The organism is Xenorhabdus sp. NBAII XenSa04 (assembly GCF_963866145.1).
In the GTDB taxonomy this organism is placed as follows: domain Bacteria; phylum Pseudomonadota; class Gammaproteobacteria; order Enterobacterales; family Enterobacteriaceae; genus Xenorhabdus; species Xenorhabdus indica.
In genome coordinates this window covers 1-15,876 of the sequence record NZ_CAWMEB010000450.1, presented here as the reverse complement: position 1 = coordinate 15,876, position 15,876 = coordinate 1, and the positions used below count along the sequence as shown (strand labels likewise).

Annotated in this window: 3 protein-coding genes; all 3 read right to left on the bottom strand. The window is 46.8% G+C overall.

Annotation, left to right across the window (positions count from 1 at the left end):
• Positions 1-2: 2 nt before the first annotated feature.
• Positions 3-656 carry a helix-turn-helix domain-containing protein gene (locus AAC147_RS19575; protein WP_081989104.1) on the bottom strand — a complete coding sequence of 218 codons (654 nt, stop codon included), beginning with the start codon at positions 654-656 and terminating at the stop codon, positions 3-5.
• A 429-nt stretch (positions 657-1,085) separates the two neighbouring features.
• The gene (locus AAC147_RS19570) at positions 1,086-11,909 is read right to left on the bottom strand and encodes an amino acid adenylation domain-containing protein (RefSeq protein ID WP_047684089.1); all 10,824 of its coding nucleotides are present in this window, start codon (positions 11,907-11,909) and stop codon (positions 1,086-1,088) included.
• A partial coding sequence (locus AAC147_RS19565; RefSeq protein ID WP_156115400.1) for a non-ribosomal peptide synthetase occupies positions 11,906-15,876 on the bottom strand: 3,971 nt, incomplete at its 5' end. The genes AAC147_RS19565 and AAC147_RS19570, both read right to left, overlap by 4 nt.

The following is a 15,876-nucleotide window of genomic DNA, read 5'->3' as shown; positions in this document are numbered from 1 at the left end:
TCCTATTTTAAGTTTTTAATTGATTTAATCAGAACCCCAATTATTGTGTAATTTTGGCTGAATATTGTTTTTCGATCATTATCGATACCTAATATTGAAAAGTAAATCCCACGCTCACCGACAAAGGCTTGTCTGAAACAAATAGGGGTATCTTTAATTTTTACTAGAACTATATCACTATCACAAACTGATTCAGATCTGGAAATGATTGCAATGGTGTTGCTATCAAAATACGGAGATAAAAGATTGTTTGCAAATTCTACTGCGAAGAGTGAGTTTTTCTGGTTATCCTGGATACTGATTTTGTATAGATTGGTGTGGATTATTTTCCCGCATATATATCCATCTAATTCATCATAACGAATTAGAGGTATTGATGAAATAGTTTCTTCTTGTCGATAAGATTCAGATAATTTACCATCGGTAATTTCACCAACATTTACACCAAATATATCAGCAATGGATGAGACTGTAGCAATAGTAGGATTTCCAACACCACGTCTAAGGCTGTTAATCGTAGCAATTCCAAGGCCCGTCAATTTACTTAGGGCTTGTGAGTCTATATTGTTTTTTTTCATTAAGAAGTCAATGTTTTGTGAAATGTTAGAAAGTAAAGCATCAGCTTCAGTTGATTTTTTATTGTTTGGCTCTTGCATTATATTATCTCGTTGATATTATCTTGTCAGATGTCGGTGTTTATAAGCGTATCTTATAGATTGATATTTTATAATACAAGAGCTCAAAATAAGAGAAATACTGGTATCTTAGTGACATACAAGAAGATAATATTAAAGGTAGTATATTTTTTAGTATGTCAACCCTATAAATTTCGTTTTCTTGATAATAATCTATTTTATCTGGCTTTTAATACACCAGGGGAACTATATCTTATGGATTTCAAAAAGCTGTAACTTGAAAGACGATGGGTATAATATAAAAATAATGACTATTGTTATAATCGATTAAGTTTATTTTTTATCTATTAGTGGATTTATAATGTATCTTTAACACTGAAGAAGTAACATAAATAGTTATAATTAGAATCTAAAAGATAACGCCCGCAACAGCGGGCGTTATTCATGTTTTTATTTCCTCTCTATCATCGCCTTAAGTAATACCTTACCCACATCCTGAATATTAGGTTGCATCACAATAGAACCGTGGTCTCCTTTAATCGGGATAATAGTTAGTCGTTCATTTGGTACAATTTTATCCCATCCAAGAGAGGCATTTCCCTGAGCCGCTTCTTCGGTTGCTCTGAATAGCGTAACGTCTACGGCTGCCGGAGATGGCGTATAACTGTAGGCTGCAACAGCGATATTGTGGCGTAATTGCAAAAGATCGTTGATATTCTCAAGCGTGATTTGTGGTGGTAGTAAATTATTCTGTTCTGCAAAGGTCAGCATCGCATTGTAATCACGATTTTTAGCCAGTCTATACAGTTCATTACTGAAATGCTCTGGAATGCCTTCTGGCAGTAATTCAAGCAATGTGGTGCTTTTCTCAAATGGTATTCCGGCTTGCTGTTCTTCTGGAGTGAAGAATTCCAGATAATTGGAGGCGGAATCCAGTAATCCGACAAAGTTGACTGTCTCACCATCGGCGACCAGTTGGCAGGCTATTTCATAAGCAATAGTTCCGCCTGATGACCATCCTGCCAGATAATAAGGGCCATGAGCCTGTACCTGACGGATACATTCAATATATGTCTGAGCCATTTTGTTAACGGTGAGTTGTGCATTTTCTTCTGCATAGGCGTCACTGGTCGCGAGTCCATAAATTGACAGTTCACTATCTTCAATATAAGGAGCAAGATCGTAAGCATAGTGAATATCTCCATCTACCGCATGGACAAGAAACAGTGAGATATCACCATTACCTTTACGGATAGTCACCAGATTTTCTTGTTGAGAAAGCGCAGCATCTGACTGCATAAAAGCAGCCAGTTCACTGATGGTCGGATGGACAAGCAGATCACGTATCCCGATATCTTTGCCTAATACTTGTTGCAAGCGAACAGCAACCTGTAAAGTTAACAGGGAATGACCACCAAGCTCCAGAAAGTGATCGTGTCGTCCTACACGTTCCAGTCTGAGTACGTCCTGCCATATTTCTGCAATGATTTCCTCTGTTTTACCGACGGGAGCTTCATAATCACGACTGATAACAGCGGATTTATCTGGTATCGGCAATGCCCGACGATCTAATTTGCCGTTTGGTGTCAACGGGAATGTCTCCAGGAGCACAAAAGCACTGGGAACCATATAACTGGCTAAATGAGTGTGTAAGGCTTCACGCAGATTTTCCACATCTACTGTTGCTTCTGGTTGTGGTACTACATAGGCCACCAGGCGTTTGTCATTGGGAATGTCTTCCCGTACTATAACAATCGCGTCTTTGATATCAGGGTAGGCGAATAATCTGGCTTCAATTTCCCCCAGTTCGATACGGAATCCGCGGATCTTAACCTGAAAATCGTTGCGTCCGAGATACTCAATCGTACCGTCCGGCAACCAGCATCCTAAATCACCTGTTTTATACATTCTTGCATCGGATTGATGGTTGAATGGGTCAGGAATAAAACGTTCCCCCGTGAGTTCAGGTTGATTGAGATAACCGCGGGCAACGCCTGCGCCGCCAATATGGATTTCACCAGCAACACCAAGAGGAACAGGTCGCCCCTGAGTATCCAAAATATAAATGCGGCTATTGGTTAATGGATAACCAATGGGCAGGTTTGCCGCAGTATAAGCGGAATGACCATCTACTTTTAATACCGTGGCGATGACAGTGGTTTCCGTTGGTCCATAGGAGTTTATCCAGCAGCAGGATTGGGTTTCAGGCAGTGATTTCCAGAGGTTGAGATGGTGAAGCTCTGCTTTTTCTCCTCCAACAATCACCAGACGTAAAGAAGGGCTGAAACCGCACCGTCCTGCGGCTAATTCTTGTACCCATTGATGCCAGAAGGCAGTGGGGAGGTCAGTAACGGTGATTTTCTGTTCCTGTAAGAAACGGGCAAAGTTGCTATCTGGTACACGAAGATCTGCCGGTCGCAGAATTAAAGTCGCACCTGTCGCCAGTGTGGCAAAAATATCGGAGACGGTGGTGTCAAAAGCCACAGACGTAAATTGCAGCACGCGGTCAGTTGGTGTCAGTTCGTTAGTCTGGCGTTGGACATGAACAAAATTAACGACATTGCGGTGCTCAATCATCACGCCTTTCGGTTGGCCGGTCGAGCCGGAGGTATAGATGATATAGGCCAGATGATGCGGAGACAGCCCTGACAAATGCGGTTCAGTGTTATGGGTGCAATGTTGTGCTACGGCAGTTAAATAATCTTCACCATCCATTAACCAAACCGGTACGTGAGTTGTCAGACGATTTTGTAAATGTTGCTGAGTCAGTAACAATTTTGGTTTGCAGTCTGCCAGAATATAGCTCAACCTCTCGGTCGGATAATCTGTGTCCAGTGGTACATAACCGGCACCGGCTTTCAGTATCCCGAATAGGCCGATGATCATATCCAGACTGCGTTCAACACAAATAGCTACCCGATCATCCGGTTGCACTCCCGCGGCAATCAGAGTGTGGGCTAACTGGTTAGCACGTTGGTTCAGCTCAGTGTAACTGAGTTGTTCTTCACCACTTATCAGGGCAATGGCATCAGGTGAAACAACGGCTTGTTGTTCGAATAACTGATGGAGCAGCATATTTTGCGGATAAACAATCTCAACACCGTTGAAATCTACCATTAACTGAGTGTGTTCTTCTGGTGGCAAGATAGTGATTGTCTGAATAGCCTGTTTCGGTGTGCTTTGCAGTGCGGTCACTAATTCTCTTAGTGCGGTCACCACATAGGCATTAATGCGAGCAGGGTCTATTTGCTGGTTACACTGAGCAGTCAGTTCAAATCCATCCTCATAAGCATCAACATCCAGTGATAAAGGATAATTGCTGCGTGACTCTTTCGTGTTGAGTGTTTCAATCCCTTCCCAGATTGATGAGAGCGCCTGTTCATCTTCATCAGACTCATCTGAGCTATGACGGAAATTGAGCAGACTGTTAAATAACGGCAGAGAAGCGGGAATGCCACTGCAACGTTGAGCAATCGCCAAAGGGGCTTGTTCATGTATCAGTAATGTACTAAGTTGTTTGTAAGTATCTTGTACTGTTTGTTGAACATTGCGTTCCCGCAGAATAACCCGGACAGGCAATGTGTTGATAAACATCCCTAATATTCGCTCTGTCTCTTCTCCACTCTGTAATCTTCCCAGTAACACTGTTCCGAAGACGACATCATCACGACCACTGCATTGTGCCAGTACCTGAGCCCAGGCAACATGGAACAAGACCGCAGTGCTGACACCCTGCTGGCGGGCACATTGCTGGATCATTTGAACCAAGTCATCATCCAATGTCAGAACATTTTCCACAATTTCATCGTTATTATTCTGAATATCGAGTAAACCAAATGGCAGGGTAGGTTCTTCTACATCACCGAGTAGCTGCCGGAAGTAGCTCTGATGCTGCTCAAGGGGAACATTTTTCGTCTGGGCAATAAAATTGCGATAGGGTAAAGGCGTTGGCAATTGCTCACTTTTTCCCTGTAGCAAGGTATTGACTTCATTAAATACCAATTTCAGCGATAAATGGTCGCAGACTAAATGATGATGCAGCAAGGATAACAGCCACTTGTCACTATGCGGATCTTTAGCGATGCTGGCGGACAATAAGGGGGCTTTGGTGACATCCATGCGTACCACGTCAGGATCGGTATAATCGCGCAGTTGTTGTTCAGCGTCAGTTTCAGATGACAATTCCAGTTCTGTGACAGGCATTGATGCGTGGCGATGAACCACTTGTACCGGCTCCGGCAGATTTTCCCAATACACTGCACTGCGCAGAATATCATGGCGGGCGATGACCTGTTGTACTGTCTGCAAAAACTCATCCAGACGTGCACGGTTGTCGAAAGTCATCAACAGATTGTCCAGATAGGTATCGCCGGTTGTTTCCAGTAAATGGTGGAACAGGATACCCTCCTGTAATGGCCCCAATGGATAAATATCCTGAATATTGGCAACGCCACCGGCAACTTGATCCACAATCTGATCAATGTTGTCTTGCGTCAGCGTGACCAACGGCAACATATCCGGTGTGATAGCCTGGCAGTTATCAGAGATAAGATTAGGGGGAACATCATAGGTAATGCCGTCACTGGCTGCTGTTTTTGTCAAACGTTCTGCCATTGCCATCAATGAGGGAGAAGAGAAGACGGCACCGATTGCCAAAGTAAAACCACGCTGGCGCAACTGTTCAATCAGACTAACCACTAACAGTGAATGCCCACCCAATTCAAAGAAATTGTCATACCGTCCGACTTGCTCTAACCTCAACAAAGTCTGCCAGATAGTTGCTAAAAGTTGCTCAGTTTCCCCTTGAGGAGCCTGATATTCACGGCTGACAATTGCAGAGCGATCCGGCTCTGGCAGGGCCTGACGATCCAGTTTACCGTTCGGAGTCAGCGGGAAGGCGTCCAGAACCACAAAGGCGCCAGGCAGCATGTATTCCATCAGACGGGCGCCAAGCTGTTCACGTAGCTGAACAATATCCAATGTTATTTTCGGTTGGGGTATCAGATAGGCGACCAAACGTTTATCACCGTTTTCATCTTCACGTGCGATAACGATGGCATCTTTGACTCCATCACAGGCCGCCAGTTGAGCTTCAATTTCTCCCAATTCAATCCGGTATCCGCGGATTTTGACCTGAAAGTCATTGCGTTCCAGATATTCAATTGTCCCGTTCGGTAGCCAGCGGCCTAAATCACCGGTTTTGTACATGCGGGCATGCGGTTGTTCGCTGAATGTATCAGGGACAAAACGTTCGGCGGTAAGATCGAGACGATTCAGATAACCACGGGCAACCCCGGCGCCACCGATATGAATTTCACCAGCAACACCAAGAGGAACGGGTTGTCTGTCTTTATCCAGAATATAGATCCGGCTATTGGTGAGCGGGTAACCAATCGGCAGAATTTCTGCCATGTAAGGTGAATGACTATCCAGCTTAAGAACAGTAGCGATAACCGTAGTTTCCGTCGGGCCGTAAGAGTTAATCCATTGGCATGAATGAGTTTCCGGCATGGATTGCCAGGTTAAGAAATGGCGAAGTTCGGCTTTTTCACCGCCAACGATCACCAGGCGCAAATATGGGCTGAAACCGCAACGTCCTGCTGCCATCTCCTGTACCCATAAGTGCCAGAAGGCGGTCGGGAGATCGGAAACAGTGATTTGTTGTTCCCGCAGGAATTCGGTAAAGGTGATATCGGGTATGCGCAGATCCGCAGAGCGCAGAACTAAAGTTGCACCAACCGCCAGTGTGGCAAAAATGTCGGAGACGGTGGTGTCAAAGGCAACAGACGTAAATTGCAGTACACGGTCAGATGATGTCAGTTCGTTGGTCTGGCATTGGACGTGAACAAAATTGACCACATTGTGATGTTCAATCATCACACCTTTTGGTTGGCCGGTTGAGCCGGAGGTATAGATGATATAGGCCAGATGGTGTGGTTCCAGCCCTAGCTGGTACGGATCAGGGTTGTATGCCGGTTGTTGTGCCATCGCAGCCAGATGGTTGTCACTGTCCAGTATCCAGGTTGGTATATCCGTTGATAAACGCGTTTGTAGGTGCTGTTGGGTCAGTAACAGCTTAGGCTGGCTGTCTGACAGAATATAAGCCAATCGCACTACCGGATATTCGCTATCCAGTGGTACATAGCCCGCACCGGATTTTAATATTGCCAACATGGCAATCACCATATCCAGACTGCGTTCGACACAGAAAGCGACGCGGTCATCAGGTTGTACACCTGCTGAAATCAGTGCGTGCGCCAGTTGGTTGGCACGTTGGTTCAGTTCTGTATAACTGAGATGCTCTTCACCGCTGACCAGCGCAATGGCATCGGGTGAGAGAGAGGCCTGTTGTTCAAGCAGTTGTTGCAACAGCCGTATATCTTGTGGAGAAGCGACACTGGCACCATTGAAATCTACCAGTAACTGGCGACGTTCAGCGGATGGCAGAACCGGGATAGACTGAATATTTTGCTCAGGGGCATTTTGCAATGCGCGCACCAGCCCTCTTAATGCAACGTCCATATAGGCGTTAATGCGGGCAGGATCGATTTGCTGGCTACACTGAGCAGTCAGTGAGAAGCCATCATCAAAATCATCCACATCCAGTGACAAGGGATAATTGCTGAGCTCTCCGGTGTCAAGAGTCTGTATCCCTTCCCAGGCTGGTGATATAGCGTGCTCGTTGTCGCTCGAATTATGACGAAAATTAAGCAGGCTGTTAAATAAAGGCAGAGAAGCTGGAATATTGCTGCAACGCTGGACAACCGCCAAAGGAGCCTGTTCATGTGCCAGCAATTTGCTGAGTTGCTGGTACGCTTCCTGTACCGTTTGTTGAACTGAACGATCCTGTAGCGTTATGCGGACAGGTAATGTGTTGATGAACATTCCCAGTATTCTTGCCGTGTCTTCCCCACCTTGTAACCGTCCCAATAAAACAGTCCCGAAGATCACATCATCCCGGCCGCTGCATTTCGCCAGTACCTGTGCCCAGGCAACATGAAACAAAACCGCAGCACTGACACCTTGCTGGCGGGCACAGTCCCGTAGCGTTTGCGCCAACTCATTGTCCAGTGTGAAAACAGCTTCTGCAATCTGGTGACGGCTGCCCTGTATATCAAGCAGTCCAAAAGGCAGAGTCGGCTCTTCCACATCTTCCAACAGTTGTTGGAAATAAGCCTGATGATTTTCCAACGGAATGTTTTTGGTCTGAGCGATAAAATTGCGATAAGGCAAGGGCGCAGGTAAGTCTTCGCTTTGTCCCAGTAATAAGGCTTCAACTTCGTCGAATATCACTTCCAGTGACAAATGATCACAAACCAGGTGATGGTGCTGTAAAGCCAGTAACCAACGCGGATTTTGTGAAGAATGGTGTTGTAAAGAACGCTCTGGCGCAATACTGGCGGACAATAATGGCGCTCTTGTAATATCCATACGTGTCGAATGAGAGTCGGTATGATGGCGCAGTTGTTGTTCTGCGCTGCCTTCTCCTGACAGTGTTAATTCTTTAACAGGAAGTGGTGCATGACGGTAAACCACCTGAACTGGCTCTGGCAAGTTATGCCATTGGACGGCACTTCGCAGGATATCATGACGATCGATAACTTTTTGCATAGCCAGCAGGAAAGTATCCAGACGTTGGCGGCTGTCAAAAGTCATGATGACGCTATCGAGATAAATATCGCCTTCGGTTTCCAGTAAATGCTGGAACAAAATCCCTTGCTGTAATGGACCGAGTGGGTAGATATCCTGAATATTGCTGACACCACCTGTTACCTGAGCGACTATCTGATCAATATTACCTTGTGACAACGTGACTAATGGCAGCATGTCCGGTGTAATTGCTTGACAGTTAGTTGGGATCAGGTTTGGTGGCACAACCGGACTGTTTGCCTCTGAACCAGCGTGCGCCGTTAGATGCGTTGCCATCGCAGCCAATGTTGGCGCGGAGAAAACAGCACTGACATCAAGAGCACAATTGCGCTGACGTAGCTGTTCGATCAGGCTGACGACTAATAATGAGTGGCCTCCTAGCTCAAAGAAATTGTCATGACGCCCAACGTGTTCCACTCCGAGCAATTCTTGCCAGACTGTTGCCAGTTGTTGTTCCGCGTCTCCTGCTGGAGCCTGATATTCCCGGCTGATGATAGCCCTACTATCAGGGGCTGGCAGTGCCTTGCGATCAACCTTTCCGTTAGGCGTCAGGGGGAAGGCATCCAGAATGACATATGCGCTTGGTAGCATATATTCCATCAATTGAGTGCTTAATTGTTCACGCAACTGAATGATATCCAGTGTTGTTGCGGACTGTGTTGTTGTAAATTGTGGCACCAGATACGCCACCAGACGTTTATTGCCGCTTTCGTCTTCATGCACGGTAACGACGACATCCTTGACACCATCACATTTAGCCAGTTGTGTTTCAATTTCGCCCAGTTCAATGCGGAAACCTCGGATCTTGACCTGGAAATCATTACGCTCCAGATATTCAATCGTGCCATCAGGCAGCCAACGGCCTAAGTCCCCGGTTTTATACATCCGGGCATCAGGCTGTTCACTGAATGGATCAGTCACGAACCGCTCAGCGGTGAGGTCAGAGCGGTTCAGATACCCGCGGGCCACGCCTAAGCCACCGATATAGATTTCACCCGTAACACCAATGGGTACAGGTTGTCCCTGAGTATTGAGGATATAAATGCGGGTATTGGTGAGCGGGTATCCAATAGGGACTGTACCCGTCAGACAAGGGGAGTGACTGTCCGGTTTCCATACTGTGGCAATCACTGTGGTTTCCGTTGGGCCATAAGAGTTTATCCAACGGCAGGATTGGGTTTCCGCTAACGATTGCCAGGTGTTGAAGTGACGGAGTTCGGCTTTTTCCCCACCGACAATCACCAGCCGTAAAGAAGTACTGAAACCACAGCGGCCAGCCGCCATCTCCTGTACCCACAGGTGCCAGAATGCGGTGGGTAAATCGGAAACGGTGATCGCTTGTTCCTGTAAGAATTGGCTGAAGTTTTTGTCAGGAATGCGCAGATGAGCATCTCTCAGCACTAATGTTGCTCCGACGGCCAGGGTGGCAAAAATATCGGAGACAGTGGTATCAAAGGCCACTGAGGTAAATTGCAGTACCCGATCCGCCGGGGTCAGTTCATTGGTTTGACACTGGACATGCACAAAATTGACCACATTGCGGTGTTCAATCATGACGCCTTTCGGCTGCCCGGTCGAGCCGGAGGTGTAGATGATATAGGCCAGATGATGGGGTTCCAATCCCCGTTGTTGTGGTTCGGGATTGTAGTTGGGCTGTTGTGCCACATAATCCAGATAGTCATCATCATCCATGACCCAGACAGGGACGTTGGTCGTTAAACGGCTTTGTAAGTGATGCTGAGTCAATAATAATTTAGGTTCACAATCTGACAGAATGTAAGCCAGACGTTCAGTGGGGTATTCAGGATCTAATGGTACATAACCGGCACCAGCTTTCAGGATACCGAACAGGCCAATAATCATGTCCGGCCCACGCCCGACACAAATCGCCACGCGGTCATCCGGCTGCACACCAGCGGTAATCAGAGCATGGGCCAGTTGGTTAGCTCGCTGGTTCAGTTCAGCATAACTAAGTTGCTCTTTACCGCTAATCAACGCAATAGTATCAGGTGAATGCCCGACCTGTTGCTCAAGGAACTGTTGGAGCAACCTATCTTGTGGAAAACAGGCCTCTCTGGCATTGAAATCTGCCAGTAATTGGGTTCGTTCATGGGGCATCAGCAGTGGAAGATCTGCCACACGTTGTGAATCATCGCTAACCATAGCGGCCAGAAGCGTTTGCAGATAACCTGCCATACGTTTCATGGTGGTCTGGTCAAACAGATCGCTGGCATATTCCAGTTCACCGATTAATCCATTTTCGGTGTCATGGAGTGATAAGGAAAGATCAAAGTGTGAACTGTCTTCGGATAGATCCAGTTCACTGATGGTTAATTCTGGCAGCTCAAACTGCTGTTGGCCGGGAGTATTATCCAGTGACAGCATAACCTGAAAGATAGGACTATAACTCAGGCTGCGGGGTGGTTTTAATGCTTCAACTAATTGTTCAAATGGAAAATCCTGATGTTCAAAAGCCTGCAAAGTATGTGCTTTCACATGTGCCAGTAATTCGCTGACAGTGGGATTATTCTGTAATTGAACCCGTAACGCTAAGGTATTGACAAAAAAGCCGATTAACGGTTCCAGATCGCGATGTTTGCGATTAGCTACGGGAGTGCCTATGACTACATCATCTTGTCCACTCAGGCGGGAAAGTAATATTGACCATCCTGCCAGCAAGGTCATAAATAAAGTAGCGCCATGACGTTGAGCGAAAGCCTTTAATTTTCCGGTCAAATCTGGTGACAACGTAACGATAGCCTCTCCTCCGGCATAGGTTTGCCGTGAAGGACGAGGTCTGTCAGTCGGAAGTGTCAAAAGTGCCGGGGCATCTTGTAGAGCGCTACGCCAGTAATCCAGTTGTTTCTCCAGTGCTTTACCCTGTAATTTCTGCCGTTGCCAGAGAGTATAATCAGCATATTGGATCCTTAGTGGGGGTAATGGGTCAGGCATCCCGTGGCAGAAACTTTGGTAAAGGGTGGAAAATTCCTGCATTAACACGTTGACTGACCAACCATCCGAAATAATGTGGTGCTGAGTTAATAGCAGGGTATGTTCATCTTCTGCGAGCTTGAATAATTGCCCCCGTATTAAGGGGCCGTTTTCAAAATCAAAGGGGTGGGTCGCTTCAAACTGCATGGCACTCTGAATCGTCGCCTGCTGTTCATCTTTGGTTAACCGGCTGAGATCTTCAGTCATTAAAGAAAAACCATAATCCGCATGATGAACGATTTGCAGGGCCCCTCCTTCCGCCCCGGTTTTTCCTTCAACCTTGACTTTATTTTCTGTCAATGTCGTTGGTGTATGCGCAGCCGATGTCATCGTAGTACGCAAGATCTCATGACGAGCGACAATCCGATCCAGCGCGGCCTGTAAGGCCGGCTTGTTCAGATGACCTTGCAGATGGAGAGCGGTTGGAATGTGGTACGCTGTCAGCGCCGCCGGATCTAATTGAGCAAGGAACCATAGGCGCTGTTGCGCCCAGGATAATGGTATTTCCTGCTGTGGATCTCTGGCAGGGATCTGATCTTTTTCTGCGGTCAGGCTGCTTTGAATACGTTCTTTTAGTTTCTTCTGGAGTACTGCTTGCCTTAATTGATTTAGTGTTTGTTCATTTTTATTCATTGTTGGCCTCCATTGGGTTGATCTCCATTTAGCATGGCAAGCAACTCTTCTTCGGATAGGTTTTCCAGCTCTTTTTGAATCTCTTCAATATCCTGATCAAAATAGGTTTCTACCTGTTTTGACAGGATAAATTCAGCAAGTTTGGATAAGGTTGAATGACGGAAAATATCTGCAATTGAGATTTCCAGATGGAATTCTTCATGTAGTCGCGTTGATAATTGCATGATTGATAAAGAATTTCCTCCAAGTTCAAAGAAGTCATCATGACGACCAACCAACTCCAGTCCCAGTAGGTTTTGCCAGATAGCAGCCAGTTGTTGTTCTGCTTCTCCTTGTGGTGCTTCATACTCCCGCGTTGCAGTAGCAGAACGGTCAGGTGCAGGCAGAGATTTACGATCCAGTTTACCGTTCGGGTTCAGCGGGAAAGCATCCAATACGATAAAGGCACTGGGGATCATGTAATCCAGCAGATGATTGCTCAGTTGTTCGCGTAAGCTGGCGACTTCCAGCGCGGCATCAGGGTGTGGCACCAGATAAGCCACCAGACGTTTATCACCTGTTTCATCTTCACGAACCATGGCGATAGCATCTTTGACTCCCTCACAAGCTGCTAGTTGAGTTTCGATTTCACCTAGTTCAATGCGGAATCCGCGGAGCTTGATCTGAAAATCATTGCGTCCGAGATATTCAATCGTACCGTCCGGCAGCCAGCGGCCTAGGTCACCGGTTTTGTACATGCGGGCATGTGACGGTTCGGTTGATAATTCAGCAAATGGATCAGGGACAAAACGGTCTGCCGTGAGTTCAGGTTGATTGAGATAACCGCGAGCCACACCAGCACCTGCAATATAGATTTCACCGGAAACGCCCATCGGGACAGGTTCTCCACGCGTATCAAGGAGATAGATGCGCGTGTTGGCGAGAGGATAGCCAATCGGTAAAGTTTCTGCGCTATAGACAGAAGTACTATCCAATTTCAGCACTGTAGCAATAACGGTGGTTTCCGTTGGGCCATAAGAGTTAATCCAGCGGCATGAACGGGTCTCCGGCAGCGATTGCCAGGTCATAAAATGACGCAGTTCCGCTTTTTCCCCGCCGACAATCACCAGACGCAGAGAAGGGCTGAAACCACAACGTCCTGCGGCCATCTCTTGTACCCACAGGTGCCAGAAAGCAGTAGGTAAATCCGTCACCGTGATTTTCTGTTGCTGTAAGAATCGGGCAAATGCACTATCTGGTACACGCATTTCGGATGGACGTAATACTAAAGTTGCACCGGCAGCGAGTGTCGCAAAGATATCCGACACAGTGGTATCGAACGCAACGGAAGTAAATTGCAGTACCCGATCTGCCGGAGTCAGCTCATTGGTTTGACGCTGGACATGCACAAAATTGACTACATTGCGGTGTTCAATCATCACCCCTTTGGGCTGCCCGGTGGAGCCGGAAGTGTAGATGATATAGGCCAGATGATGGGGTTCCAGCCCTAACTGTTGCGGTTCGGGGTTGTGAGTGGGCTGCTGTGCCATCAGCTCTGCATGATGATGATTATCCAGGTTCCAGACAGGTACATCGGTTGATAAGCGAGTCTGTAAGTGTTTCTGGGTCAGCAATAACTTAGGTGCACAATCTGACAGAATATAATTCAGGCGTTCAGTCGGGTAGTCTGTATCCAGTGGCACATAACCAGCACCGGCTTTTAAGATCCCGAACAAGCCGACCACCATATCCAAACCACGCTCAACACAAATCGCCACGCGATCGTCCGGCTGTACCCCTGCTGCAATCAGTGCGTGCGCCAGTTGATTGGCTCTCTGGTTCAGTTCCTTGTAAGTGAGTTGCTGTTCTTCACCAGCTTGTCCTTCACCAATTTGCTCTGTGCTAATTTGTTTGCTGTGAATCAATGCGATAGCATCAGGAGTGAGCGCAACCTGCTGTTCAAATAGCTGCTGGAGTAACATATCCTGAGGGCAGTCAACGTTGGTCCTGTTAAAGTCTACCAATAGCTGTGTACGCTCTGCCGGTGGCAGGATGGTGATAGATTGAATAGGTTGCTTTGGCCTATTCTGTAATGCCGTCACCAGTGCTCTCAATGCCGTCTCCATATAAACGTTAATGCGGGTCGGGTTAACCTGACGGTTGCATTGAGCCGTTAACGCAAAGCCATTTTCAAAATCATCCACATCCAATGACAAGGGATAATTACTGCGTTCTTCACTGCTGAACGTCTGAATGCCTTCCCAAACTGGTGAACCAGCCTGTTGATCGTACCGTTGGCTATGACGGAAATTGAGCAGACTACTAAAAAGTGGCTGAGGTGCCTGAATACCACTGCAACGTTGGGCGATGGCTAACGGGGTCTGTTCATGCTCCAGTAATGCACTGAGTTGTTGGTAAGTTTCCTGTACCACCTGTTGCACAGTACGTTCCTGTAACAGGATACGTACAGGCAGAGTATTGATGAACATGCCGAGCACTTGAGTGGTATCCGTTCCTCGTTGAGAACGGCCCAATAAGACTGTACCGAAAACAACATCTTCCCGTCCGCTGCATTGTGCGAGAACCTGTGCCCACGCCACATGGAACAGAACAGCGGCACTGACTCCCTGTTGACGGGCACAATCACGTATCTGATGAGCTAATTCATCATCCAAAGCAAATTCAGCTTCTTCTATCTTACTGTTTTCATTCTTACTGTTTTCATCTGAATCGTCGTGTTCATCGTGATTACCTTGGATATCAAGTAAGTCAAAAGGCAAAGTAGGCTCATCCACATCACCCAAAAGCTGGTGGAAATAGGTTTGATGTTTTTCCATCGGTACTGAGCGGATTTGGGCGATAAAGTTACGGTAAGGCAGAGAAGGCGGTAAATGGTCTTTTTGCCCAAGCAGTAACATTTCAACTTCATTGAAGATCATTTCCAGCGACAAATGGTCACAAACCAGATGATGGTAGAGTAATGCCAAATGCCAGCAGTCAGTTTGTGGATCTTTGGCAACATTGGCAGACAATAATGGTGCTTTGGTGATATCCATCCGTATTAAACGGGGGTCTGTCGCATCACGTAATTGCTGTACAGTGTCGATATCAGATAACAGCTCTGATTCGATGATTGGCAGAGGTGCATGGCGATAAACCACCTGCACAGGCTCCGGCAGGTTATTCCAATGAAATGCACTGCGCAGAATATCGTGGCGGTCGATGACTTGTTGCAATGTCAGCAGGAAAGTATCCAGACGAGCCCGGCTGTCAAAACTCATCAGTAGATTGTCCAGATAAATATCGCCTTTTGTTTCCAGCAAGTGATGGAACAAAATTCCTTCCTGTAATGGCCCTACCGGGTAGATATCCTGAACATTGGTAACACCACCAGAAACATGAGTCACAATCTGGTCGATGTGATCCTGGGTCAGAGTAACTAACGGCAACATTTGCGGTGTGATGGATTGGCAATCGTCAGTAATGAGGTTAGGTGGTACATCATATGTGACAGTATCATCTAATGCTGTATCCATCAGGCGTGCTGCCATTGCCATCAAAGTTGGAGAGGAGAAGACGGTACTCACTTCCAGAGTGAAACCTCGCTGGCGAAGTTCTTCGATTAAATTGACAACCAGCAACGAATGTCCGCCTAATTCAAAGAAATTGTCATGACGTCCAACTTGTTCCAATCCCAATAAGGCTTGCCAAACAGACGCTAATTGCTGTTCAGTTTCCCCCTGAGGAGCCTGATATTCCCGACTGATAATAGCGGAGCGGTCGGGAACGGGCAGTGCCTTGCGATCCAGTTTGCCATTCGGGGTCACAGGAAAGGCGTCTAAGATGACATAGGCACTAGGTAGCATGTACTCCATCAGGCGGGTACTCAGTTGTTCGCGCAACTGAATGATATCCAGTGTTGTTGCGGACTGTGTTATTGCAGATTGTGTTATTGCAGATTGTGGGATCAGATAGGCCACCAGACGCT